The 23,969-nt window shown below is 70.7% G+C and carries 20 protein-coding genes; 12 read left to right on the top strand and 8 right to left on the bottom strand.

The genetic code is table 11. The features are described from left to right. Positions 1 to 235 precede the first annotated feature (235 nt). The 3 genes from AB0G04_RS24855 (at position 236) to AB0G04_RS24845 (ending at position 3,283) form a co-directional block, all read left to right on the top strand. Positions 236 to 1,210, top strand: a complete 975-nt coding sequence (locus AB0G04_RS24855) for a glycosyltransferase family 2 protein (protein WP_360987150.1) — start codon at positions 236 to 238, stop codon at positions 1,208 to 1,210. Beyond that, the gene (locus AB0G04_RS24850; protein WP_360987148.1) at positions 1,198 to 2,397 is read left to right on the top strand and encodes a mannosyltransferase family protein; all 1,200 of its coding nucleotides are present in this window, start codon (positions 1,198 to 1,200) and stop codon (positions 2,395 to 2,397) included. Before AB0G04_RS24855 ends, AB0G04_RS24850 begins: the two co-directional genes overlap by 13 nt. A 166-nt stretch (positions 2,398 to 2,563) precedes the next feature. Next, positions 2,564 to 3,283, top strand: a complete 720-nt coding sequence (locus AB0G04_RS24845; protein WP_360987146.1) for a hypothetical protein — start codon at positions 2,564 to 2,566, stop codon at positions 3,281 to 3,283. A 46-nt stretch (positions 3,284 to 3,329) separates the two neighbouring features. Here the strand turns inward: AB0G04_RS24845 and AB0G04_RS24840 are convergent, their stop codons facing one another. The 3 genes from AB0G04_RS24840 to AB0G04_RS24830 are packed head-to-tail and all read right to left on the bottom strand — an operon-like array spanning position 3,330 to position 6,288. After that, positions 3,330 to 4,382 carry a DUF2293 domain-containing protein gene (locus tag AB0G04_RS24840; protein WP_360987144.1) on the bottom strand — a complete coding sequence of 351 codons (1,053 nt, stop codon included), beginning with the start codon at positions 4,380 to 4,382 and terminating at the stop codon, positions 3,330 to 3,332. Positions 4,383 to 4,391: 9 nt separating this feature from the next. Beyond that, entirely contained in the window at positions 4,392 to 5,330 is a 939-nt protein-coding gene (locus tag AB0G04_RS24835; RefSeq protein WP_360987142.1) for a nucleoside hydrolase, read from the bottom strand. 22 nt (positions 5,331 to 5,352) lie between these two features. After that, complete coding sequence (locus AB0G04_RS24830; RefSeq protein ID WP_360987140.1) at positions 5,353 to 6,288, bottom strand: LLM class flavin-dependent oxidoreductase; 936 nt, start codon at positions 6,286 to 6,288, stop codon at positions 5,353 to 5,355. A 71-nt stretch (positions 6,289 to 6,359) separates the two neighbouring features. Between AB0G04_RS24830 and AB0G04_RS24825 the strand changes: the two genes are divergently transcribed. Beyond that, on the top strand, positions 6,360 to 6,824 hold the full coding sequence (locus AB0G04_RS24825) for a MarR family transcriptional regulator (RefSeq protein ID WP_360987138.1): 465 nt from the start codon (positions 6,360 to 6,362) through the stop codon (positions 6,822 to 6,824). A 211-nt stretch (positions 6,825 to 7,035) separates the two neighbouring features. On the opposite strand, the gene AB0G04_RS24820 is transcribed toward AB0G04_RS24825, so the two are convergent. Beyond that, on the bottom strand, positions 7,036 to 8,709 hold the full coding sequence (locus AB0G04_RS24820) for an alpha/beta hydrolase-fold protein (RefSeq protein ID WP_360987136.1): 1,674 nt from the start codon (positions 8,707 to 8,709) through the stop codon (positions 7,036 to 7,038). 281 nt (positions 8,710 to 8,990) lie between these two features. Here AB0G04_RS24820 and AB0G04_RS24815 point away from each other — a divergent pair, with 281 nt between their 5' ends. From AB0G04_RS24815 to AB0G04_RS24800, 4 genes are read left to right on the top strand one after another with little or no spacing between them, the layout of a single operon-like run. Continuing rightward, positions 8,991 to 10,583 (top strand): SPFH domain-containing protein, encoded by a 1,593-nt coding sequence (locus tag AB0G04_RS24815; protein WP_360987134.1) that lies wholly within the window; start codon positions 8,991 to 8,993, stop codon positions 10,581 to 10,583. After that, positions 10,580 to 11,878 (top strand): SPFH domain-containing protein, encoded by a 1,299-nt coding sequence (locus AB0G04_RS24810; protein ID WP_360987132.1) that lies wholly within the window; start codon positions 10,580 to 10,582, stop codon positions 11,876 to 11,878. Before AB0G04_RS24815 ends, AB0G04_RS24810 begins: the two co-directional genes overlap by 4 nt. Positions 11,879 to 11,893: 15 nt before the next feature. Further along, positions 11,894 to 13,885 carry a prolyl oligopeptidase family serine peptidase gene (locus AB0G04_RS24805; protein WP_360987130.1) on the top strand — a complete coding sequence of 664 codons (1,992 nt, stop codon included), beginning with the start codon at positions 11,894 to 11,896 and terminating at the stop codon, positions 13,883 to 13,885. Position 13,886: 1 nt separating this feature from the next. Continuing rightward, positions 13,887 to 14,630 carry an endonuclease/exonuclease/phosphatase family protein gene (locus AB0G04_RS24800; protein ID WP_360987128.1) on the top strand — a complete coding sequence of 248 codons (744 nt, stop codon included), beginning with the start codon at positions 13,887 to 13,889 and terminating at the stop codon, positions 14,628 to 14,630. On the opposite strand, the gene AB0G04_RS24795 is transcribed toward AB0G04_RS24800, so the two are convergent. Further along, entirely contained in the window at positions 14,620 to 15,411 is a 792-nt protein-coding gene (locus AB0G04_RS24795; RefSeq protein WP_360987126.1) for a metallophosphoesterase, read from the bottom strand. The genes AB0G04_RS24800 and AB0G04_RS24795 overlap by 11 nt on opposite strands. A gap of 283 nt (positions 15,412 to 15,694) precedes the next feature. On the opposite strand from AB0G04_RS24795, the gene AB0G04_RS24790 reads away from it, so the two are divergent. After that, positions 15,695 to 17,155 carry a glycosyl hydrolase gene (locus AB0G04_RS24790; protein ID WP_360987124.1) on the top strand — a complete coding sequence of 487 codons (1,461 nt, stop codon included), beginning with the start codon at positions 15,695 to 15,697 and terminating at the stop codon, positions 17,153 to 17,155. Positions 17,156 to 17,200: 45 nt separating this feature from the next. Here AB0G04_RS24790 and AB0G04_RS24785 read toward each other — a convergent pair whose 3' ends face one another. The 3 genes from AB0G04_RS24785 to AB0G04_RS24775 form a co-directional block, all read right to left on the bottom strand. Beyond that, positions 17,201 to 18,430 carry a hypothetical protein gene (locus AB0G04_RS24785; protein ID WP_360987122.1) on the bottom strand — a complete coding sequence of 410 codons (1,230 nt, stop codon included), beginning with the start codon at positions 18,428 to 18,430 and terminating at the stop codon, positions 17,201 to 17,203. Further along, entirely contained in the window at positions 18,427 to 18,942 is a 516-nt protein-coding gene (locus AB0G04_RS24780; RefSeq protein WP_360987120.1) for a SigE family RNA polymerase sigma factor, read from the bottom strand. Before AB0G04_RS24780 ends, AB0G04_RS24785 begins: the two co-directional genes overlap by 4 nt. A 153-nt stretch (positions 18,943 to 19,095) precedes the next feature. Beyond that, the gene (locus tag AB0G04_RS24775) at positions 19,096 to 21,036 is read right to left on the bottom strand and encodes an EAL domain-containing protein (protein ID WP_360987118.1); all 1,941 of its coding nucleotides are present in this window, start codon (positions 21,034 to 21,036) and stop codon (positions 19,096 to 19,098) included. A gap of 138 nt (positions 21,037 to 21,174) precedes the next feature. Here AB0G04_RS24775 and AB0G04_RS24770 point away from each other — a divergent pair, with 138 nt between their 5' ends. The 3 genes from AB0G04_RS24770 (at position 21,175) to AB0G04_RS24760 (ending at position 23,958) form a co-directional block, all read left to right on the top strand. Beyond that, positions 21,175 to 22,221, top strand: coding sequence for a substrate-binding domain-containing protein (locus tag AB0G04_RS24770; RefSeq protein WP_360987116.1), 1,047 nt, complete (start codon positions 21,175 to 21,177; stop codon positions 22,219 to 22,221). A gap of 49 nt (positions 22,222 to 22,270) precedes the next feature. Next, positions 22,271 to 23,134 carry a GDSL-type esterase/lipase family protein gene (locus AB0G04_RS24765; RefSeq protein ID WP_360987114.1) on the top strand — a complete coding sequence of 288 codons (864 nt, stop codon included), beginning with the start codon at positions 22,271 to 22,273 and terminating at the stop codon, positions 23,132 to 23,134. 116 nt (positions 23,135 to 23,250) lie between these two features. After that, positions 23,251 to 23,958, top strand: a complete 708-nt coding sequence (locus AB0G04_RS24760; protein ID WP_360987112.1) for a hypothetical protein — start codon at positions 23,251 to 23,253, stop codon at positions 23,956 to 23,958. Positions 23,959 to 23,969 lie beyond the last annotated feature (11 nt).

The following is a 23,969-nucleotide window of genomic DNA, read 5'->3' as shown; positions in this document are numbered from 1 at the left end:
CGGTGAGGGCCGTCGGACCGGGCCGCCAGGGTCCAGGAGCACTTTCCGGTCGTACGCCGAGCATCATGGACCTGGCTTGTGGCGCAGTGGTTGCACCGTATCCGCAGGTGAGACATTCGACTCGTTGAATCGGCTGTGCTTCTCCCCAGAATGTGCCAGGCCCGCCGGAGCGCGGCTCGGTGGGTTCTCCGGCTCGGTCAGCATCCCCGCGGTGAAGATCCAGAGGGGAGCGCACATGAGTAGCGAGGCGCCGCGGCTGACCGTCGTCGTACCGGTGTTCAACGAAGAGGACGTGCTACCACTGTTCGCGGACCGGATGCGGCCCGTGCTCGACGGTCTGCAGGTGCCGTACGAACTGCTCGCCGTCGACGACGGCAGCCGGGACAACACGCCCGTCGTGCTCGAGCTGCTGTGCCGGCGCTGGCCGCAACTGCGGGTGATCCGGTTGCGGCGCAACAGCGGGCACCAGAACGCGTTGACCGCCGGACTGCACCGCGCCCGCGGGGAATACGTCGCCAGCATCGACGTCGATCTCCAGGATCCGCCCGAGGTGATCGGTGAGATGCTACGGCTGGCCGAGAGCGCGAGGCTGGACGTCGTGCACGGCGTACGCGCCGACCGCAGCACCGACAGCCCGTTCAAACGCTGGACCGCCGGTCTGTACTACCGCCTGATCCGGCGGGTGGTCGGCACCACCGTTCCGCACAACGCCGGTGACTTCCGGATGCTCAGCCGTCGTGCCGTCGACGCCCTGACGGAGATGCCCGAGCACCTGCCGGTGTACCGGCTCCTGGTGCCCTGGCTGGGCCTGCCCAGCGGTGAGGTGACCTATCGGCGGGAGCCGCGGGCCGCGGGACGTTCGAAGTATCCGATCGCCAAGATGGTCCGGCTGGCGCTGGACAGTGTCATCGGTTTCTCGGCGGCACCGCTGCGGGTCGCGACCTGGCTCGGAGTGGTCGGCATCGCTCTCTGCGCGGCGCTGGCGGTGGCCGGTGGAGCCGCGTACCTGTCGGGCAACGTGGTGCCCGGCTGGACGTCGCTGATCGTGGCGGTGCTGTTCCTGGGGGCGCTGCAGCTGCTCTGTCTGGGGCTGCTCGGCGAGTACGTGGCCCGGATCTTCACCTCGCTGCAGGGACGGCCCGCGTATGTGGTCGCGTTCGACTCCGCTGTGGACCGGCAGAAGGTCGAGGAGGCGCTGTGCCGGCTCTGATGGAGGCCGGGCTCAGCGCGGCACACCGGCCCGCCGAGCCGGAACAGCCCGGTCCCTGGCGTACGGCGGCGCGCGCGGCCCTGATCGTGTGGGTGGTCTTCACCGTGATGCACCTGGCGGTGAGCGCTCTGGCGTGGCTGCCGCGCGGCGGCGGGGACACACCGGCCCCGGACGTGTGGACGACGGTTCTCGGCTGGAACAACTGGGACGCCGGTCACTACGTCACCATCGCGGAGCGAGGCTACCGGCTGGGGCCCGGTTTCCCCGCCTTCTTCCCCCTGTTCCCGCTGCTGGTGCGGGCGGTGAACGTGGTCGCCCCGGGCGACGGCGTGGTCGCCGCGCTGATCGTCGCGAACGCCGCCGCGATCGGCGCGCTGGCGGTGCTGCACCGGCTGGCCGATCACGAGTTCGGGCCGCGGGTCGCGCAGCGCGTGACCTGGTACCTGGCCGCGTTCCCGATGGGCTTCTTCCTGTTCATCGGATACAACGAGTCGTTGTTCCTGCTCCTGGCCGTCGGTGCGCTGTACGCCGGCAGGCGCGGGCACTGGTGGCTGGCGGGTGCTCTCGGTGCGCTGTCGTCCGCGACCCGGCTCTTCGGGCTGCTGCTGGTGTTGCCGCTGGCGGTGGAGTACCTGCGGCAGGCCGGCTGGCAGCCGAGGCGGATCCGGGCCGATGTGCTCGGCCTGGCGCTGGTGCCGCTCGGGGTGGTCGCCTACAGCGTCTACTGCGCGGTGGAGCTGGGCAGCCCGCTGGCGTTCAGCATCGCGCAGGACCAGTGGGGCCGGCAGTACACGTTCCCGGGCGGGGCGTGGTTCACCGCTGTGGGGCAGATCGGCGACGACCCCCTGTCGCCGGGGACCCTGGGTGCGCTCGTGGACGCGGGCACGATGCTGGTCGCCGTGCTGCTGCTGATACTCACGACGGTCGGGCCGTGGAAGTTCCGGCGCGATCAGATGTACCTGGTCGTCCAGACCGGGCTGACCCTGCTGATGCTGATGTCCACGGAGGTCGGTGGCCGGTCGATGCAGTCCGCGGCGCGGTATGCGATGGAGGCGGTGGCGGTTCTGCTGGTACTGGCCCGGATCGGGTCCCATCCGATGACCGACCGGGCGGTCCTGGTGACCGGGGTATCGCTGCACGCGGTGTTCCTGGTGATCTTCATGTCGGGAACGTTCCTGGTGGCCTGACCGATCGGTTCCGGGACCCGTCGGCCGTTCCGGGTGCGCGGTGCGGCGGGACAGATGATGTTCACGGGCCTGTGCGGGGTGCTAGTCCTATCGACTACGTACACCGATGGCGAAAGGTGAAGTCATGCTGCCCGGCGGGATGATGCCCATAACTCAGCTGGCAGCGATGATTCGCCGGACCCCGCCGCAGTCGGCGGTCAGCATGCTGACCGGTCTGCCCGCGGACCGGTTCACGGCCCTGACCGACATGCTGACCCCCGCCGATCTGGCCCGGCTGATGCTGGCCGGCAAGCCCGGCAGCCGCGCCGGGACCCTGACGATGTTCGCCGACAAGGATGTGGTCCGGGCCGGCTCGGCGGCCTCGCCCGCACAGGCGGCCACGCTGCTCGCCGAGTTGCCCGCCGCCCGGTTGCGCCGCCTGTTCCGGGAGCTGCCCGAACCGGTCCGGTCGGCGCTGCTGACGACGCTTCCCGCGAAACAGCGGAACGAACTGCTCGGCGAGCTGGATCAAACCTATGCCTTGGACGTACGGACGAAGCTGTACGTGGACGCGGTCACCGACGCGCTGCGCCGTGCCAATGCCGAGGTGACGGTGCCCGGCGGCGCACCGCCGGGTGTCATGTACGTCTCCGCGTACCAGAGGGCGGTCGCCATCACGGCTCATCTGGGCGACGACGGCCGGATCAGTGTGCCCGCCGCCGAGAACGCGGCGTACCGGCTGCGGACCCACGGCGCGCTGTCCGTCGTCGACCGGCCGATCGACGCGGAGGTGCGGCGCTACTGTGCGGACGCGCGTGCACAGGGACGCGCGGTGAGCGTCGTGACCTGGGCCGACGAGCGCGACGACGGGCCCCTCAAGCGTGTCCTGGCGTCCCTGTTCTCGTGATCGGGCACCGGCGGTGCCGCCGGTGCCGGCCGGGAGCCGGAGGACGTCAGGACCGCCATCGATGCAGCACGCGGTCGATGTCGGCGCGGATCCGCTGCCGGGCCTCCTCACGCGGCACACCCGCCATGAGCAGTTCGTCGTACGCGGTGTCCGCGTGCCGGATCGAGGCGATCACGGCACGGGTCACGGCGTCCGGGTCGAGGGCCCGGCCGGCGGCGCTGCGGCCCACCCGCCCGCTGCCCCGGGTGCCGGTGTGCAGGCTGATCTCGGCGGCACGCCGTGGCGGGCAACCCGGGAACAGGCGGCCGATGTGCTCGGCCAGCTCCGCCTGGAACCGCTCGTCGGCGACCGCACGGCGTTCCCGGTCGCGTTCGCGGCGGCGGGCGCGAGCCTCCTCGTCGGACAGACATTCCCGTTCGGCCTGCTCGACGGCGGCCTCCTCGACGAGCAGGCCCTGCCGCTCGTTGCGCCGGCGGGTGCCGCTGAACCGCACCACGACCGCGGAGAGCCGGCTCGCCTTCCTGGCCCGGCGGGTCAGCGCCGCGTCGCCGGCCGGCAGGAACACCAGATGACCCAGGTCCACACAGTCCAGACAGTGCGGTCCGGCGTCCTCCATCATCAGCAGGCCGGCGTCGGTGCGTCCGCAGCCGGTGCAGGTGAACGACGTGAGCGCCTGCACCACCACGAGGTCCGGCGGCTTGCTCTGCCGGGCGGTCAGCCGCTCGCGGTGCGGTTCCGGCAGGTCAGCCGGCATCCAATGGGTACGGTAGGCCCGCTCCCGCCCGGGTTCGCCGGTCGCGGTGAATCGCAGTGGCCGCCGGTCGCGGGTGGCGGCGAGGTATTCGACCTCGCCCGGCCGTAGATCCCGGCTGCCCACCCAGCGGTGGAAGATCTCCAGCGCGTCGGCGAGCCGGTCGGCGGAGACCGCGGCGACCGCCTCCAGGTGCGGCGCGCGGGCCTGCCTCCAGTCGGTCACCCGGCCGGCCGGGATCCAGCCGAGCCCGGTCAGCACGTCCAGCGGGCTCACGTGACGCTGCCTCGACAGCGCCTGCTCGGCCGCGGTCATCACCCGTCGTTCCAGTTTGGTGACCGGCTGCATGGCGGCATGCTACCGACCGACGTGGCGTACCGCGGTCATCAGCAGGCGCCAGAAGGCGTCGACGTCGAGACCCACCGCGACGTCCGCGTGCGGTACACCCGTGGTGCGGCCATGGAGATCGACGACCGTCGCACCGCGGGTGTACGTCCCGGCGAGCTCCACGGCGACGGGAACCGTGACGGTCCGGACGATCGACGGCTCGATCACGTGCGCCACGGCGATCGGATCGTGCACCGGCGGATGCTCGAACCCGAACACCCGGCGGTACGTACCGGCGAAGAACGTCATCAGCTCCGCGCAGACGTCGCCCGCCCGGGTGCCCAGGCCGCGGAACTCGGCGATGACCTCGGTGGTCGCCAGCGCCTGATGTGTCACGTTCAGCCCGATCATGGTGACCGGCAGCCCGGACCGGAGGACGATGTCGGCCGCCTCCGGGTCGGTGACGATGTTGAACTCCCCGTACGGCGTCGTGTTGCCCCGCTCGGTCGAGCCGCCCATGAACACGATCCGCCGGATCCCGGCCCGTACCTCCGGGTGGTCACGCAGGAGCGACGCCACGTTTGTCAGTGGCCCGGTGGCGATCAGCGTGAGCGGTTCGGCCGCGTCCGCGATGAGCCGCCGCATGAGCTCGACCGCGTGGACGCCGGCCACCGCACCGGCTGGTACGTCGAGTTCCGGCCCGTCCAGCCCGGACACACCGTGGATGTCCTCCGCCACGGTCAGCTCACCGGTCAGCGGCCGGTCGCAGCCGGCCGCGAGCGGCACATCGGTGACTCCGGCCAGCCCGAGGATCCGCAGGGCGTTCGTAGTCGTCTTCTCGAGTGTCTGGTTGCCGGCGACGGTGGTGACACCGACCAGGTGCAGCCGTGGATCACCGGCCGCAAGCAGCAGGGCCAGCGCGTCGTCGTGCCCCGGGTCGCAGTCGATGATCACCGGATGGGCTCTCATCCGTTCGACGATAGACGCCCGGCTACGCGCGGGCGGTGGCCTCCCGCACGGCGGGCGCGATCTCGGCTGCCCAGCGTGCCAGGGCGGCGCGGTCGGGCGTACCGCCGGTGGGGGAGAAGAGGAGGAATCCGGCCGCACCGTGTTCCAGGACGGCACCGGTCAGTTCCTCGACCCACTGGGCCGGGCTGCCGCCGAGCCAGCGGCCGGTGTCGTCGCGGGTGGTGGCCAGCGGGCGGTCGGTGATCCGGCCCGGCAGGTTGTAGACGGTGCGCACCGCGGCGGGGTCACGACCGGCGGAGACGGCGGCCTCGTCGATGATCGGGCGGCTCTCCCGGAACCGGGTGCTGAGCCAGTCCGCCGCATGCCCTGGGATCCAGCCGTCGGCGACGCGCCCGGTCGCGGCAAGTGACCTGGGCCCGACCGAGCCGGTCCACACCGGCGGCGCGGGCACCGGTGCGGGCTCGATCCGGTGCACCCGGTAGTGGCGGCCCTCGAAGGTGACCGGTTCGCCGCCGCCACAGAGTTTCCGGATCAGGACGACGGCCTCCTCGAACGCCTCCACGGCGGCACCCGCGGACAGGTGCGGGACGCCCATGTCGGCGATCCGGTCCCACCGGCCGCCGGCGCCCATCCCGAGCACGACCCGGCCGCCGCTCAGCGCGGACAGGGTGGTCACGGTGCGCGCCAGCATGACGGGCGGCCGGGTCGGCAGGTTGGTGACATTGGCGAATCCGGAGATCCGGCGGGTGCGCCCGAGGGCCAGGCCGGCCGCGGCGTAGGCGTCCAGCCGTTCGCCGAGGTACGGGTGGTCGGAGAGGGAGAACAGGTCGAGTCCGTCCCGGTCGGCCTGGTCGACGAGCTCGAGCCAATGCCGGGCGTCGGCGATCATGTCGTGCGAGCCGAAACCGAAGACGATCTGCCGTACGGCCATGGTGGTGCCCTTTCTCCCCGGACCCATAGTTCGTAGTACGAACTGTAACCGTAGTTCGGGCTACGAACTATCCCTGCGGTGAAAGATAGGATGGTCCGGTGGCGGACGAGGGCGGGCGAATCGGTGTCGTGGCCGCGCTGGTGCGCGCCACGTTCCTGGTCAATGCGGTCTATGCCGAATCGGCCCGGGAGTACGGGCTCACCCCGCAGCAGGGTCAGCTGCTGTGCGTACTGATGCCACGGTCGTACGCGATGGGCGAACTCAGCACCCTGCTGCGACTCGCCAAATCGAGCCTCACCGGCCTGGTCGACCGCACCGAACGCAACGGCCTGGTCCGCCGCGAACCGCACCCCCGGGATCCGCGCGGCACCCTCGTCACGCTCACCCCGCGTGGCCGCACGCTGGCCCGCGAGTTCTACGACGAGACATGCCGGCGCGTCGACGAGTTGCCCGCCGGCCTGGCCCCGGACGAGCGCGAGGTGCTCGCCACCCTGCTGGGCCGGATGGTCCGCGACAACGAGGTCCCGATCGTCTTCGCCGAGTCCGGGCATCCACCGGACTGAGGTCCGCCGACAGCGGTGATCGGTTGCGGTCGTGCCTCGTCGCCGGTCCGGAGTTCGGGCCGCCGGTGGGGCGCGATGCCGAAAGCGGCCGGCCGCCGCGAACCGTGGAGCGGGTGCCACTGGTCCGCGGCGGCGAGCTCGACTCCGGCGGCCCGCCGCCGATGGTGTTCCCGAGCGGGTCAACGACCCCGGGGTTCTGGACTGCTTCCGGTCACGGCCAGGTGTACGGCGACGGGATCGGCCTCGGTTCGCGGGGCTGCCGGACCGGGTGGGCGCGGAACTGCTCGGCGTGCAGGCCGAACGACCGGTCCAGTTTCGGCATCCAGTACGCGTCGTCGTGGCGTCCGGCGCCGAGCTGGTAGTCGTGGCGTACGCCCTTGGCGGCCAGCGCGGTGCTCATCTGCTGCGCGGCCGCACCGAACCGGTACTCGTCGGAGTCGCCGCCGTCGAAGTAGTAGCGGTGCCGGTTCAGGTCGGCCGCGGTCATGCCGGCGACCAGGGTGAGTGGCCGCAGGCCGGTGTTGGCGGCCTGCTCGGCCGGGGTGCCGGCGAGAGGCGGCAGGCTGAGCGCGCCCATGTGGCTGGCGATCGAGCTGAACACCGCCGGGTTCTTCAGCCCGAGGGTGAACGCGCCCTGCCCGCCCATCGAGACGCCGCTGACACCGCGGTGGTCCCGGTCGGCGATGGTGCGGTAGGCCCGGTCGACAAGCGGCACGATCTCGTCGACGATCATGGTGCGGTAGTTGCCGGCCGAGGTGTCGGCGTACCAGCCGCTGCCGCCGTCCGGGAACACCACGACGGCCTGCACGCCGAGGGCGTCCAGGACGGTGTCGATGTCCCGGGCCTCCCACTCGATGTTGCTGCCGTTGAAGCCGTTGAGCATGTAGACGACCGGGAACCGCTTGGCGCCGGTACGGGTGTAGTCCTTGGGCAGGTACACGTTGAACTGCGCCCGGCGGCCCATCGCCGCGGAGGCGTAGTCGTCGCGGAAGAACCGGGCGTGGTCGCCGAGTTCGAGCTGCTTACGCGGGTCCAGGTAAAGGAGCTCACGGGTCGGCGGCAGGCCGGTCCAGCTGCGGATGGTGTCGGCCACGAGCCGGCCCTGGCCGTCCACGAAGACCTCGGCCTGCGCGTCGGTCAGCGTCACCTTCCCGGCTTTGAGCAGCGCCTTCAGGTCGGCGAGCCGCCGGTCGGCGGTGTCGCCCTGATGGAAGAAGCCGGGTGCCAGGGTCGCGGCGTAACCGCGGAGGTCGCCGGCGGCCACGGCGCGATGCTGCCGGTGGAGAACGGCGCAGACATGGGCCAGCTGGGTCCGGGTGGCGGCGGTCCCGGTGGTGCCGGCGAGGGCGCGCAGCCGGGCCTTGGAGAACAGCCCGACGGGCCCCTGGTGGAAGCCGCCTCCGCCGGTGCCGTCGTAGACGCGGACAGCGAGCACGTTGGTGCCGCCCCAGTTGAGCGGCCCGTCGGCCGGGTAGTACTCCCGCGGCACCTCCCACGTGGAGTCGAAGGCCGGTGGGAAGCCGCCGGTACGCCCGATCTCCCGGCCGTTGAGGAACGCCTGATCGGCGTCGTCGATCTTGCCGAGCGCGGCGACCACGGCCGAGTCGGTGATCCCGGCCGGGCGCTCGGGCAGGGTGAACGTCTTGCGGTACCAGGCGAAACCGTCGTACGAGGACAGGTCGGTGTGCGCTCCCCAGTTGTCCGGGACGGTCCAGTCGCGCCAGGCGCCGTCGGTGAAGGCCGGGTCTGCCCACGCGGTGTCGTCACCGGTGGTGAACTTCCATCCGGCGCCGGCCAGGTCGACGCCGAAGTCGACGGATCCGGTCGTGGCGCAGGACGTGTCGCCGGGCTTAGGCCCAGCTGAAGCCGATGTGGGAACGTTCACAGATGCAAAAGTCAGGAGTATGGTGCCCAGCAGGGCGGCACCCGCTCGGCGGGTGGAGTGAGGTTTCGGTGACATCGAGCCTCTCCTCGAGGACGTATTCACAGGTTCACACACGAAACGTGGTGGACGCACATTCGCAACATTCGCGATCGATGTCAACCAGGGGCCTAACCGGCAGCGGACATGTTGGAAAATGTGCGACTTCATTGCGGCGGCGGGCTGCTCAGCTTGATGGAGCTCGATAGCATCGCGGCACCGCCAGGCTTTCGGGAGAGGACCCCGTGACACGTCTCCAGCAGGGATTACGCAGAGCCGCCAGCACCATCGCCGAGGGCGGCGACCCCCGTGCGGTGGCCATCGAGGAGGCACGCCGGCTCGGTGGCGCGCTGACCGAGCCGTCCAACCCGGGCGTCGACCCGGTCGACTTCCCCGCGGCCCGCGACCTCGGCGGCAGCGTCGACACCGTCATGGAACAGCGGATGGTGCCGCTCGACGAGGCGGGCGAGGTGCTCAACCGCAGCGAGCTGCGCCGGGAGAACGGCGAGCAGGCGCACGTCATCTGCCCGATGGTGATTCCGCGTGGCCGGTCGCTGGTGACCATGCTCCCGGTCCTGCTGCTGCCGGTGATCGGCCTGCTGGCGGCCGCCGGGCTCGGGGTGACCGGCCGTGACGTGCTGACCAACCCGTACTTCGGCGTCCACTACTGGGTGCTGTCGCTGCTGGCGGTGGGCTTCGTCTGGTGGCGGCAGGGCATGGTCATGGTGCCGGACGGCTGCGCCGCTCTGATCACCCGGTTCGGCAAGCTGGAGCAGGTGGTCGGGCCGGGCCGGATCATCCTGCTGAACCCGTGGAAGCGGGTGTCCTACATCGTCAACACCACCCGCGAGTACCCGTTCAACGCACCGGTCCGGGAAGCGCCCACCAAGGGCGGGGTGAAGGCGTCGATCGACCTGTTCATCCAGTTCCGGATCAGCGACCCGGTGGAGTTCGTCTACACGCTCGGCGCGGTCCGCGGTTTCGAGGAGAAGCTGAGCAACGCGGTCAGCGAGACGATCCGGAGCCTGATCTACGAGCAGGCGGCGGCGGACATCTACAACATGGTCGGTGAGGACACCGGCCGGCTGCTGGACCAGCTCAACCAGCAGTTCCGTCCGGCGGTCGAGCTGACCAACGCCAACATCACCCACGCCGAGCCGTCCGACCGCAAGTACCGGATGGACCTGGCCGCACCCGAGATGGTCCGGGTCGCCAAGGACGCCTACACCCACGAGTACGCGTTGCAGCTGCGCAAGGAGCAGGACGAGGGCGACCTGATCAAGGAGCTCGCCAGCCTGCAGGAGACGCTGTCCGCGATCCAGGCCGACATCGCCCAGTACCAGGCCCAGATGGACACCGCCCTGGAACGGGAGACCAACCGCGCCGAGGCGACGGCACGACAGCGCTACATCCTGGCCGAGTCGGAGGCGAAGGCCAACGCCGCGCTGCTGGACGCCCAGGCCCTGGACATCCGCGCAGTGACGGCGGCCGAGGCACCGGAGATCCTGGAGTACCGCTATCAGCGGGAGGTCCTCGACCGGCTGGAGGAGGTGGCCGGCCACCTGCCACGGCTCATCCGGATCGGCGGCGCCACCGATGCGGACGGTTCGGTCGGTGTCGACCTGCTGCAACTCGCCCGCGAGATGGTCGGCGAGCGCGGCAACGAGCTGTTCACCGAGGCCGACATGGCGACCATGCGGACCCGGCTGGGCGCGGTGGCGGCCCGGATAGCCGACCGTGAGCAGGAGATCAACGCGTTGCGCGACGCCGACCGGCCGACAGTCGTGGCTGTCCCCGTCGTCCGTGCCGAGGACGAGGACACGGAGGAGCAGGCATGAGCGTGACGTCGAAGAACCGCAGTTCGTCCATCTCGGAGGCGGTGGCCCCGTGGAGCGACGTCGCCCGGCTGCTGCGCGGCGGCGACGCGGGCACCCTGATCCCGGTCGTCATCCCGAAGCATCGCCGCCGGCAGGGCTGGCTCGCCCCGCTCTGGCTCGGCCTGCTCGCGCTGCTGTCCGGCCTGATGTTCACGATCAACGGCGACGACGGGGCACTGTCCTTCCTGGCGTACGCCTCCGGCATCCTGTTCCTGCTGGCCGGCGCGCTGTGGTGGTGGCGGTCGTCGATCGTGGAGATCGAGCAGGGCACCAACGGCGTGCTGACCCGGTACGGCGCCGTCAGCCGCACCCTCGACCCGGGACGGCACTACCTGTGGCACCCGTGGTCGCGGGTCGCGTTCGTCGTCGACGTGGCCACCGAGATCCCGTACTCGGCGCCGGTGATGGCCTGCCCGACCCGGGAGAACGTGCCGCTGCGCTCGATCGAGTTCTTCATGAAGCTGCGGATCACCGACGCCGTGCTGTTCGTGCGGACGATCGGCGCCGGCAACTTCGACCTGGTGCTCTCCAGCGCGGTCCAGGACGCGATCCGGCAGCGGGCCCGGCAGGTCCAGACCGAGCGGGCGTACGACCTGCGCGGCTCCGACGTCGCCGACATGCAGGACCTGCTGAACCGCCAGCTGGACCGGTACGGCGTGCGGATCACCGGCTGCAACATCCCCGACGTGCAGCTGCCCGCCCAGTACCAGCAGCACCTGGCCACCCGGGAGCGGGTCGCCAAGGAGAGCGCCGCCTACGAGCAGGAGTGGGGTCTGACCCGCAAGCGCCGGATCGACCAGCTGCAGATGGACATCGAGCGGGCCAAGAAGGTGCGCGACGCCCGGATCGTCGAGGTGAAGGCGTCGCTCAACAAGGCCCGCGAGCAGGTCGCCCAGCTGCTCGAGGAGCAGGAGACCAACGCGCAGCGGGTCCGGTTCGAGATCGAGACGCGGGGCCGCAGCGGTCTGATCGCGGCCGAGAACGAGGCCAAGGCCCAGCGGCGGCTCGCCCAGGCGTACCGGGACAACCGGGCGGTCCTGCAGTACGAACTGGCCCTGCGCCGGCTGGAGGTGGGCGCTGAGCTCGCCGGGCAGGCACCGCAGCCGGTCGTGGTGCGTACCGACGGCGACGGTGGGGCCGACACGTCGGCGCTGGCCACCCTGCTCGCCGCCCAGCTGCTGCCGCGAACCGTCGCGCTGCCGGCCGCCGAGCGCAACGGCAAGCCGGCCGACGGTCTTGGCAACGCCGGAGGTTGATGCCATCGTCGAGCGGTGATCGACGACGCGTACCTGTGGCTGGAAGCCCTCGACGAACCCGCCGCCGCCCGGTGGGTCACGGATCGCAATGCCGAGACGCTGACCGCACTGGGCGGCGAGGGGTTCGCGCGGACCAGGGACGCGCTGCGGGAGGTCTACGACAGCAAGGACCGCATTCCGTACCCGGCGTGGCGCGGCGACGGCTTCTGGTACGGCTTCTGGAAGGACGCCGAGCACCCGCGCGGCGTCTGGCGACGGACCACCGCCGCGGAGTACCGGCGGGACGAGCCGGACTGGGACGTGCTGCTCGACATCGGCGCGCTGAACGAGGCCGAGGGCGAGAACTGGACATGGAGCGACGTGACCGTGCTGCGGCCCGGTTACCACCGCTGCCTGGTCAGCCTGTCCCGCGGCGGGGCCGACGCCGTGGTGGTGCGTGAGTTCGATCTGGACAGCAGGACCTTCGTCGACGGCGGGTTCACGCTGCCCGAGGCGAAGACCTGGGTCAGCTGGATCGACGCCGACCACATCTGGGTCTCGACCGACTTCGGGCCGGGCTCGACGACGTCGTCGGGATACCCCCGCGTCGCCAAGCGGTGGCGGCGCGGGACCCCGCTCAGCGAGGCTATGACGGTCTTCGAGGGCGACCCCGACGACGTGCTGATCCACGCGGTGCACGACCCGACCGAGGGCCACGAGCGCGACGTGGTGATCCGGCGGCGCGACTTCCACCACACCGAATACCTTCTGTGCACGCCGTCCGGCGCGCTGGTGCGGGTCGACGTGCCCGACGACGCGGCGGTCGAGTACCACCGCGACTGGCTGCTGGTCTTCCTCCGGTCACCGTGGACGACCGGTGGGCGGACCCACCCGGCCGGCGCGCTGCTGGTCACCGAGTCCGACCGGCGTGAGTTCACCGTCCTGTTCCAGCCGGACGCGCACACGTCGCTCACCAGCTGGGCGTGGACCCGCAACCACCTGCTGCTGGTGACGATGAGCGATGTTCGGACCCGGATCGAGATCCTCACCCCGGACACGCCGGAGTGGCGGCGCGAGCCCCTGCCGGGCGCCGGCGAGTTCGACTGCACCTGGGTCGTCGACACCGACCCGGACAACGACGACGCCTATCTGATCTGCTCCGAGGGTTTCCTGCGTCCCGCGACCCTCAGCCTCGGCACGGTCGGTGGCGCCACCGAGGTGCTCAAGCGGCAGCCCGCGTTCTTCGACGCGGACGGTATGACGGTGCGGCAGTTCTTCGCCACCTCGGCGGACGGCACGCGGGTGCCGTACTTCGTGGTCGGCGGTGCGGACGCCGGACCCACCCTCCTCACCGGCTACGGTGGCTTCGAGGTCCCGATGGTCCCGGGCTACAGCGGTGTCGCCGGGCGCGGCTGGCTGGCCCGGGGCGGCAACTTCGTGCTGGCCAACATCCGGGGCGGCGGGGAGTACGGCCCGGCCTGGCACCGTGCCGCGCTGCGGGAGAACCGGCCGCGGGCGTACGAGGACTTCGCCGCCGTCGCCGCCGACCTGGTCGCCCGCGGGATCACCAAACCGGAGCGGCTCGGGATCCGGGGCGGCAGCAACGGTGGCCTGCTGATGGGCGTCATGCTGACCCGCTACCCGGAACTGTTCGGGGCGGTCGTCGCTGGTGTGCCGCTGCTCGACATGCGCCGCTACACGAAACTGCTGGCCGGCCGGTCGTGGATCGCCGAGTACGGCGACCCCGACGATCCCGCCGACTGGGAGTTCCTGCGCGAGTACTCGCCCTACCAGAACGTCCGGCCGGGCCGCCCGTACCCGCCGGTCCTGTTCCTCACCTCCACCCGCGACGATCGGGTCCATCCCGGGCATGCCCGCAAGATGGCCGCCCTGATGATCGAGTACGGCTACGACGTCACGTACCACGAGAATGTGGAGGGTGGCCACGCCGGATCGGCCGACAACAGCCAGGCCGCCACCATGGAGGCCCTGGTCGTCGAGTTCCTCTGGCGCCGGCTCACGGACTGACGTGCGACTGCTGACCTTCAACACGCTGTACCGCCCGGACGCGTGGCTACGGCTGCGGGCTCTCGCGCCGGAACTGGACGGCTACGACGTGGTCTGTCTCCAGGAGGTGATGTTCCGCCGCAACGCCCGCCTGCTGCGCCGCCTCGCCCCCGGACTGCGGCATCACGCGTACGCCGGCCCGGTCGTCCTGAAAGGCGGCCTCGTCCTGTTGTCCCGGTGGCCGATCACCCGGCGGCGGTTCGTCCGGTACCCGCTGACGTCCCCGGCCCGCCCCGAGTACCTCATGCGCAAGGGTGCCCAGGTCGTCACGGTGGCGACCGGTGCGGGGGAACTCGTCGTGGTGAACACGCATCTGTCGGCGAACCGGGACGACGACTGGTCCCCGGGCAACCGCTGGACCCGCGTCCAGCGGGCCGAGTTCGAGCGGCTTGCCGACCGGCTGGCCGGGCTCGACGCGACCGTGCCGCTCGTGGTCGCCGGTGACCTGAACGTGCCCCGCGACTCGGCGGTGCTCGCCGGGTTCCTCGCGACGGCCGGCCTGCGTGACGTCCTGGCCGGCGACACCCGGCCGACCTACCGCCCGACCCCGGTCTGGCCGTCACCACCGGCTCTCGACCACGTCCTGGTCCGGCCGTCGATGCGGGCCGAGGCCCGGCTGGTCTTCGCCGGGCAGGTACGCCTCGGCGACGGCCGCGCCGCGTACCTCTCCGACCATTATGGCGTGGAGACCGAGCTCACCTGGTGAAAAGCACGGCCCGGGCGTCCACGTTGACGATGTGACCGGTGCCGAGCGGAGCGGCCGGGCGGGTCCAGTGGACGTGACCGCACAGGGTGATCGAGGGGGTCCGCCGCTCCAGCAGCTCGCGCAGGGCCACCCGGCCGGGCTGGTCGGGGCCGATGCCACGCGGGCCCTCGTGCAGCAGCAGGACGTCCGGCGGGGGCGACGTGACCTCGCCGACCGTGGCGAGGAACGCGTCCTCCGTACGCCGGAAAGGTTTTGCCGGGTCTCCGATGACGCCGCTGACCCCGGCGACCGTGAGGTCGCCGTAACGGTGCCGGGATCCGTCGAGCAGGACGGCGGGTCCCAGGCCGGCGACCCGGTCGGCGGAGACCTCGTCGTGGTTGCCGGCGATGCCGAGCACCGCCGGGCAGCCGGCCGCCGCGAAGGCCGCCCACACGTCGTGCACGTCGCCGGAGGCGCCGCGCCGGTCCGCGTTCGGCGACGAGTAGAGGTCGCCGGTGAGCAGCACCCCGATCTCGCCGGGCGGGGGCACCAGGCCGCCCTCGGCCCACAGCCGCAGATAGCCGGCCAGGGCGATGCCGAGCAGGACCGGGCCGCCACCGGCCGGCCCGGGCGCCACGCCCTGCAGGTCGCCGGTGGCGAGCAGGGCCGCACAGCCGGCCGGGAGCGTGTCGACCCGGAGGGTCTCGACGGCGAGTTGCAGGTTCCGGGTGGCGCCGCCGGGGCCCGCGGCCCGGTACGGGAGTGTCGCGAGCCGCTTCGGTCTGTCGTCAAGCAGCCGCATGTCGTTCGGTCCGTACTTTCTGTCGAGGCGGAGGTCGACGTCCATCGAATCGTGAGTCGTGGATCACCGCAACCCGGTAACCGTCCGGCAACGTGGGGCCGGGTACCGCTGGAGGGGGACTGCGGCGATCTGCCGGGGCAGCAACCGGGCCGCAACGTTAGAAAGGGACCACACCCGGTTCGCAACCCTTTTGCCATCAACGGGACTCTGCAGGAACCGACGCCGCCGCCGAATGAGAGGTCACCCCCGAAAAGCAACCTTGCGAGAGGCACTGATCCCCCCCATGAGCAGCTTCCGTGTGCGTGCCGCCGTCCTTGCCTCCTCCGTTCTGATGACCTTCGGCTCTACCGCCGCCCCGGCTCTCGCCACCGGCGAGACTTCATCCATGGCCGACCGGATGGCCGCGGTGCAGACCGCCAAGTCGATGAACTACTACCCGTCGGACGCCGGCTGGTCGGCGATGTGGACGAACTTCGACGCGGTCAAGGTGGACGCGGACCTCGCGAGGATCGCGGAACTGGGCGCCGACAACGTACGGGTGATCGTCTTCCCGCAGGCGTTCGGCTGGCCCACGCCGAAGCCGGAGTACACCGAGAAGCTGCGCAAGTTCGTCAGCATCGCCGACGCCCACGGCCTCAGCGTCAAGATCACTCTGTTCGACTGGTGGTCCGGCTACAACGAGGTCACCAACAGTGTCACCTGGGCCAAGGCGGTGCTCGCGCCGTACGTGGACGACCCCCGCATCCTCGCCGTCGAGCTGAAGAACGAGTTCCAGCCCGCCGACACCGCCGCCGTCACCTGGGTCAAGCAGCTCATCCCCGCGATCCGGGCGTACGCCCCGGACATGCCGCTGACCCTGTCGGTCGACGGCGGCACCGGCGCGGCCGGCATGGCGAGGATCAAGTCCGAGCTGGCCGCGACCCCGCTCGACTACTACGACTTCCACTTCTACGGCTCCTCGGAGCGGGCGCTCGCCGAGATCCGCAAGGCGCAGGCCGCCGTCTCCCCGGCGCCGATCGTGATCGGCGAGACCGGTGTCAGCAGCGCCGTCGTCAGCGAGGGCGAGCAGGGCGCCTACCTGGCCCGGGTCTTCCGCGCCGCCTCCGAGGCCGGTGTCGGCTCGGTGTCGCCGTGGACGCTCAACGACTTCTCCGACGGGGCCATCCCCAGCAACTCGCAGGTCTCGCAGATGCCGGCCCAGTACAAGTTCGGCCTCTACCGTGCCGACGGTGCCCCCAAGTTCGCCTCCACCGTCGTGCGTACCTGGTGGACCACCGGCACCGTCCCGAACTCGCTGCTGAACCTGGGCTTCGAGGCGGACGCGAACGACTCGCCGTGGCGCCTGTCCAACAGCGCCGCAGGCGTTCCGGTGGTCGGCACCGACGTCGTCCGTACCGGCACCCGATCGGTCCGGTTCTCCGGCACCACCCGTACCACCGCCGGTCTGCCCTCGCTGGTCACCGCCCCGATCACCCCCGTCCAGGCCGGCTACCGCTGGCGTGCCGAGGCGTACGCCCGCGGCGCGGCCGCCACCGGTGTCACCGAGATCGCGCTGAGCTGGTTCGACGTGAACGGCAAGTGGATCAGCCAGAGCACCTCGAACCGTCTGCCGGCCGGCAACACCACCTGGACCAAGCTCGTCGTCGAGGCGGTCGCCCCGGCCGGGGCCACCAGCGTCCAGCTGCACCTCAAGTCGGGTGACAACACCGGCACCGTCTGGTTCGACGACGTCGCGGTCTCCTGAGAGCGGCGCGGCATCGAGGAAGGGGGCCCGCGGGCCCCCTTCCCGCTATTTGCAGGTCCAGACGAGCGGGTCGTTGCCCACCTGGTCGCCGGGCAGGAGTGAGCTGCTCGATCCGCTGATCACCCGGCCGTCCGCGCTGATGCTGCTCACCTGGTAGTCGTCCGCCTCCGGATAGCGCGGCAACTTCACCATCTCGTCACCGGCGAGGACGACCAGCTGGTCGTAGCCGCCTGCCACCCAGCCGTTCTCCGCGATCAGGGCCGGGATGACGGTCCGGGACAGTTCCTCGTAGGTGCCGTCGGCGATCCGGTAGCGGAACGACCGGAAGGCCCGGCTGTCCTTCTCCTCGATGACGGCGCGCCCGGCCACCCAGCCGTCGATGATCGATTCCGGCCAGAAGAAGTCCGCCTTCCGGCCGTCGACCATCGGCATCGGCATCGGCCTGCCGGTGCCGTCGGGCAGCCACAGATAGCCGCTGCCCAGTCCGGTCTCGTCCGGGGAGACCGTGCCGACCACGGTGCCGTCCTCCGCGATCCCGCCCGCCGTGCCGACCGTGATGCCGGCGGGCAGCGGCAGCCTGCTCACCCTGGCTCCGGCGGAGTTCCAGCGGGCCGGTACCTCGGCCCCGCTCTCGCCGACGGCGCCGACGATCACACCGGCATCGTTGATCGCGTTGGCGAAGGTGTGCGAGCCGTCGAGCGCCGTCACCCGCCCGTTGCGGTAGATGAACGCCTGCTGCCGGTCGTCCGTGACGAATCCGGAACCGACCGCGACCCCGGACCGGTTGACGTCGGCGAACCGGCCGTCACCTCCGGGCACCACCGGCCGGGCGAGGATCTTCCCGTCCCGCCAGACGATCGTGTTGGCGCTCGTGCCGTAGAGCCGGCCGGTCTGATACCGCCCGCTCGGGTCACCGGCGGTGACCAGCGCCTTCGTCACTCCGCCGGTGGGTAGCCGGGTCACCCGGCAGCCGGTCGGCCCGGCCGGTGCCGCGGGGGCCGCGCTCGGTGTCACCGACGCCGTCACGACCACGGTCGGCACCGGAACCGGGGTCCCGTCCCGCAGCGCGCTCACCGCAAGCGTCCCGCCGCCGGCCGTGACCGAGGTCAGCGCCACCAGTGCCACGCCTCCCGACCAGCGCCGCACCACCCGGCGCCGGCGGCCCTCGGCCATCGCCCGGGGCACGTCGATCCGCGCCGGTCCCTCCGGCTCCCCCCGCAGCGGGCGCAGCAGCCGGACGGCGCGTTCGTCGGTCATCTCGTCCTCACCTCTCATCGTTCCTCCCCGGAGACAGCGGGAGCGAGAGCCGGAACACCGAGCAGGCCGCGCAGCCGGGTGAGCCCGTGAGCGGTCTGGCTCTTCACGGTCCCCTCCGAGCAGCGCAGCAGATCGGCCACCTCACGGACCGGCTTGTCGCAGAGGTAACGCAGCACCAGAACGGCCTGCTGGCGGGGCGGCAGCTGCGCCAGCGCGGCCCGGACCACGGGGCCGTCCTCGGGGTTCCGGTCGGACGGTGGCGGCTCGGGTGCGCCGCTCAGCAGCCGCACCTTCCACCAGCCCCGCCGGCGGTCGTCGAGGAAGACCCGGACCAGCATGGTGTGGACGTACGCGTCCACGTTCTCCACCCGCCCGATCCGTGGCCAGCGCGCATAGAGCTTCGTCAGGGTCTCCTGGACGAAGTCGTCGGCCTGGTGCGGATCACCGCAGAGCAGATAGGCGGTACGCCGTAACTCGGCCACGCGCGCATGCACGAACGCCAGATAGTCACGGTCGGTTCGTTCCGGCATGTCCTCGCTCCCTGTCGCTGTCTCTCCCTGTCCGACGGCGACTCGCGAGGATCGGTTGTAGACGATTTTCGCCGAAGTCCGGCTCAGGGTGTCATCGAGGGGAACACGAACGGATCCCCGGTGGGCGACGCGCCACCGGGGATCCGTCTCAGGTCACGCCGACTCGAGCACCGGCCGGCCGAGCCATGCCATCAGATCGGTGGCTCGTACCGGCCGGCTGATGTGGTACCCCTGCGCGTTGGCGCAGCCCAGCTGCCCGAGCATGACCAGGGCCGCTTCGTCCTCGACACCCTCGGCCACCACCTCGAGGTCGAGGGCCCGCGCGAGTTCCAGCACGGCCCGCACGATCGCGGCTCCGCCGTGCGACTCGGCCACCGTACGGACGAAGCTGCGGTCGATCTTCAGCTCGTGCAGCGGCATGCTCTGCAGGTAGGACATCGACGAGTACCCGGTGCCGAAGTCGTCCACCGACAGCCGGACACCGAGGCCCCGCAGCCTGGTCAGGATCGTCGAGGCCCGTACCGGATCGCTGATGATCGAGGTTTCGGTGATCTCCAGGGTGAGCACGCCGGCCGGGACGCCACGGGTCGCGAGGGCCTGGGCCACCCGGTCCGGGAACGTGTCGTCGAGCAGGCAGACGGTCGGTACGTTGACCGCGACCGGCAGCAGCGTGTCCTGGGCCCGCCAGATCCGGTGCTGATCCAGCGCCATGCCGAGCACGTGGTCGGTGAGCGGCACGATGATCTCGCTCTCCTCGGCCTGCGGGATGAAGTCACCGGGGAAGAGCAGCCCGCGCAGCGGGTGCTGCCAGCGGATCAGGGCCTCGACGCCGACGACCCGTCCGCTGCTGGTCGACACCTTCGGCTGGTAGTGCAGCACCAGCTCCTCCTCGTCGATGGCCCGGCGCAGCTCGCCGATCATGCCGAGCTCCTGCGAGCTGTGCCGGTCGGCGGACGGGTCGTAGACGGCGATGCCGAGCCGGTTGCGCTTGGCCGTGTACATCGCGATGTCGGCGTGCTGCAGCAGCTCCGGGCCCGAGGAGCTGTGCAGCGGGAAGACCGCCGCACCGATGCTGCCGCTGATGTCGACGGTCACGCCGTCCAGCTCGGCCGGGCCCTCGAGGGAGTCGAGCAGGCGGCGGGCGATCTCCGCGCCGTGGTCGGGGGAGTGGATCTCCGGCATCAGCACGGCGAACTCGTCACCACCCAGCCGGGCCACCGTGTCGGTGCTGCGGACCGCGGCGGTGAGCCGGTCCGCCACCTCCTTGAGCAGCAGGTCGCCGGCGTGGTGGCCGAGGGTGTCGTTGACCTCCTTGAACTTGTTGAGATCGAGCAGCAGCAGACCGACGGACTCGCGCTCCTGCTCGGCCACCCGCAGTGCCTTCTCGATCTCGTCCGCGAGCAGGGCGCGGTTGGCCAGGCCGGTCAGATCGTCGTGCAGGGCCCGGTAGCGGCTCTCCACGGCCTGGCCCTCGATCCGGCGCTGGTGGGTCAGCAGGACCGAGGCGCAGAGCACGAGCAGCAGGAAGTCGGCGCCGCAGATCACCGCGGCGGCCAGGCTCAGCTTCTCGTTGAACCGGGCCGCGTCGGCCAGGTACGAGTCCATCGCCAGCCGGTGCCGGTTGACGTTGGCGTTGGCCGACTTGCGCAGGAAGGAGGCGCCCAGGGTGGCCTGGTCGGCCAGTTCCTTCATGCGGTCCCGGTTGCTGGTGGTGCGGCGCAGCTCGTTGAGGGTGTCGCTGAAGGCCGCGTAGGAGTCCTGCACCAGGACGACGTTCTCCTTGTCCAGGCGGTCGCCGTGGGTGGCCTGCCATTCGATGTCGGGCCGGGTCGAGTGGACGGCGTTGTCCAGCAGGTCCTTGCCGAACTTCTTGGCGACCATGTAGTCGTTGAGCGCCTCGGTCTCGACGCTGATGTGCACGTCGATCTGGGACCAGTGGTCGCTGATCCGGGAGTTCCGCTCGATGTGGTCGGTGGTGCGGGCGTTGGTGGTGATGCTGACGGCGGCCAGCACGGCGAGGGCGAAGACGCCGAGAGCCAGTCCGATCACGGCGGCCCGGGCCACGGCCTTGCTGCGGACGACCTTCGCTAGCACTCGACCCTCCCAGAACGTGTCCCGTCACCGGCCGCCGCCACGAGGCGGCCGTTCGCGGCCGTCCGATCGGTCGAAGGCCCGCCCGGTTGAAGGAGATCGCCCATACTGTCTTCGAGCTGGGGCGAAAATAGGAAGACCATGAAAAATCGGATCTTTGGCCTTCTGCTGGTTCTGGTACTGATCGGTTCGTCCGGGTGCACCGAGCAGGAGGGCGACCGGGACGGATCGCACACCGTCGGCTTCGTGGTGGCCAACAAGCAGCTCAACTTCTCCCAGGAGATGTCTCTCGGGTTCATCTCCGGCGTCGACCTGGTCGGAGACGTCTCCTACCAGGTCGACGGCCCGAACATCGTCGACGGGCCGCGGCAGCTCAGCCTGTTCCGCGACATGGTCACGACCGCCCGGGACGGCATCTCGGTGTTCACCCTCACCCCGGACCTGTTCGTCGAGCCGATGGCCGAGGCGATCGCCGCCGGCGTGCCGGTCATCGCGGTGGACAGCCCGGTCCTGCCGTCCGCCGGCGTCCGGCTGTTCATCGGCAACGACAGCTACGCGCTCGGCCGCCTCCTCGCCCGGCAGGTGATCGCGAAGCTTCCGCCCGGCACGGTCAGCGGCAAGATCGTCCTGGGCACCTCCTCGCCCGGCGTCGCCGTCCTCGACCGCCGCGCAAAAGGTGTCCGGGACGAGATCAAGGAGAAACTCCCGCAGGTCACACTGGTCGGCCCGGTGGACACCAAGCAGGAGGTGGAGGCGAACCTCGAGGCCTGGAACAGCCTGGTCAAGGCGAACTCATCGGCCCTGGCGTTCATCGGCACCGGCGATGCCGACGGCTGGAACCTGGCCGGCATCCGCCGCCGGGACAAGGCCGGCTGGATCGCCGGGGCCTTCGACATCGACTCCAGGTCGCTGGCCGCTGTGAAGGCCGGTGACCTGCTGCTCGTCTCGCCGGAGAACTTCATCAAGGGCGCGGTCGCCGGCCGGCTGCAGGCCGGGCACGCCAAGACCGGGAAGGCACTGCCCGAGGGCTGGCTGGTCGTGCCCGGCCTCGCGATCGACGAGTCGAACGTCGATGCCGTGGTGGCCCGGCAGGCGACCATCACCACCCGGGCGCAGGCCTTCGCCGGCCAGATCGAGGCGATCCTGTCAGACCCTGCCAATTTGCGTCCGATGTCCGAAGTGAGCTAGGGATCGGCGGGTACTGTTGCGGCACCGGTGGAGCCGTGATGGGGGGACCGTGATTCACCGATGGCATGTCGTCGCTCTGGCAGCACTCGCAGCCTTCGCCCTCGCGTGCGACGGGGCGGGCCGCGCCACTCCGAAGCCGTCCGGTGAACCGGAGCCGACCAGACCGGCGGCCGGCTATCCCACCTCGATGGTCGCGCTCGGCGACTCGATCACCGCGGGTCTCGGCGCCTGCCTGGCCTACGTGGCGTGTGCCCGCAACTCCTGGTCCACCGGGAACAACTCCGCGATCCAGAGCCACTATCAGCGGATCCTGGAGAAGAACGGCAAGATCAAGGGCAACGCCGACAACCTCGCCTCGCCCGGCGCCGAGGCGGACGCGCTCGACGGTCAGGCCCGCCGGGCGATCGACCGGAAACCGCAGTACGTGACGATCCTGATCGGCGCGAACGACGCCTGCGCCGGCCGGGTGCAGGACATGACGCCGGTGGCGGCCTTCCGGGAGCAGATCGACGACGGTCTCGCCCGGCTGAAGAAGGGCCTGCCGAAGGCGCGGGTGCTGATGGTCAGCATCCCCGACCTCTACCGGCTCTGGCAGGTCGGCCGCGAGGAGCCGAAAGCGGTCGAGATCTGGAGTCAGGGCCGGATCTGCCCGTCGATGCTGGCCGCCCCGACCTCCACGGCCGCAGCCGACCGGAAACGGCGCGAGCAGGTCCGGGACCGGATCGACGACTACAACACCGCGTTGCGGCAGGCCTGCCGGGAGTACGGCGACCGCTGCCGCTGGGACGGCGGGGCCGCCCACCGGGTCCGTTTCGATCTCGACCAGCTGAACCAGTTCGACTATTTCCATCCGAATGCCGAGGGGCAGAAGGAACTGGCCGATGTGGTCTATCCCGGCCGATTCAATTGGTGACCGGCATCACATCGGGAGAACTTGGCACCTCCTTTAGCGGTAACGGGTGATTTCAGCATTCCTGTCCCGGAGATATACCTGCTCCAGGAACGGCAGCGAACGCTGAGAGGAGCCCGATGGCCACCTGGATCCTCGTGCCGTGTCTGGCTCAGTTGCGTACCGAGCTGAACCGGCTCGCACCGAACAGGGACAAGTCCAGCGACGGCACCATCGGTGACACGGCGCACCGGAGCCGCGTCTCCGACCACAACGACGACGAGATCGGCCGGGTGCCGATCCGGGACGCGGACTCGAAACACGAGGTCCACGCCATCGACCTCGACATCAACCTGCGTGAACCGAACCTCACGATGGAGATGGTGGTGCGGCACGTGGTGGCCCGCTGCCGCAGTGGTGCGGAGAAACGGCTCCGCTATGTGATCTACAACCGGCGCATCTGGGAGGGGTCGAACGGCTGGCGGCAGCGCGCCTACAGCGGCGACAACCCGCACACCCAGCATGCGCACTTCTCCGCCTCGTACGAGACAAGGCTCGAAGCCTCGACCGCTTCCTGGCGTCTGGAGGACATTCCCGTGGCACTCACCGAAGCCGACAAGAAGTGGCTGGCCGCTCAGATCGACAAGGCCGCCACCACCGCCGCCGAGCGGGTCTGGAAGACCAGGTGGAACATCAACTTCGAACCGGGCAGCGCGCCGTACATGGCCGAGGCCGGCTCGATCATGGCCCACGTGCCGGGGGAGCACGCCCGCGCCGAGGCGGCTCTCACCGAGATCGATGGCAAGGTCGACAAGCTGCTCCCCGGCGAACCGTCCGGCCAGATGTGACGGGGAGGGGG

Origin of the sequence: Actinoplanes sp. NPDC023801 (assembly GCF_040639655.1) — a bacterium.
Taxonomy (GTDB): domain Bacteria; phylum Actinomycetota; class Actinomycetes; order Mycobacteriales; family Micromonosporaceae; genus Actinoplanes.
Note: the sequence above shows the minus strand (reverse complement) of the source record. Positions and strands in the feature narration are given on the sequence as shown.

Bases quoted from the DNA above. Each gene is read 5' to 3' on its own strand.
- AB0G04_RS24855 (WP_360987150.1), top strand. From the start codon at position 236: ATGAGTAGCGAGGCGCCGCGGCTGACCGTCGTCGTACCGGTGTTCAAC.
- AB0G04_RS24845 (WP_360987146.1), top strand. From the start codon at position 2,564: ATGATTCGCCGGACCCCGCCGCAGTCGGCGGTCAGCATGCTGACCGGT.
- AB0G04_RS24840 (WP_360987144.1), bottom strand. From the start codon at position 4,382: ATGCAGCCGGTCACCAAACTGGAACGACGGGTGATGACCGCGGCCGAG.
- AB0G04_RS24835 (WP_360987142.1), bottom strand. From the start codon at position 5,330: ATGAGAGCCCATCCGGTGATCATCGACTGCGACCCGGGGCACGACGAC.
- AB0G04_RS24830 (WP_360987140.1), bottom strand. From the start codon at position 6,288: ATGGGTCCGGGGAGAAAGGGCACCACCATGGCCGTACGGCAGATCGTC.
- AB0G04_RS24810 (WP_360987132.1), top strand. From the start codon at position 10,580: ATGAGCGTGACGTCGAAGAACCGCAGTTCGTCCATCTCGGAGGCGGTG.
- AB0G04_RS24795 (WP_360987126.1), bottom strand. From the start codon at position 15,411: ATGCGGCTGCTTGACGACAGACCGAAGCGGCTCGCGACACTCCCGTAC.
- AB0G04_RS24790 (WP_360987124.1), top strand. From the start codon at position 15,695: ATGAGCAGCTTCCGTGTGCGTGCCGCCGTCCTTGCCTCCTCCGTTCTG.
- AB0G04_RS24785 (WP_360987122.1), bottom strand. From the start codon at position 18,430: ATGAGAGGTGAGGACGAGATGACCGACGAACGCGCCGTCCGGCTGCTG.
- AB0G04_RS24780 (WP_360987120.1), bottom strand. From the start codon at position 18,942: ATGCCGGAACGAACCGACCGTGACTATCTGGCGTTCGTGCATGCGCGC.
- AB0G04_RS24770 (WP_360987116.1), top strand. From the start codon at position 21,175: ATGAAAAATCGGATCTTTGGCCTTCTGCTGGTTCTGGTACTGATCGGT.
- AB0G04_RS24760 (WP_360987112.1), top strand. From the start codon at position 23,251: ATGGCCACCTGGATCCTCGTGCCGTGTCTGGCTCAGTTGCGTACCGAG.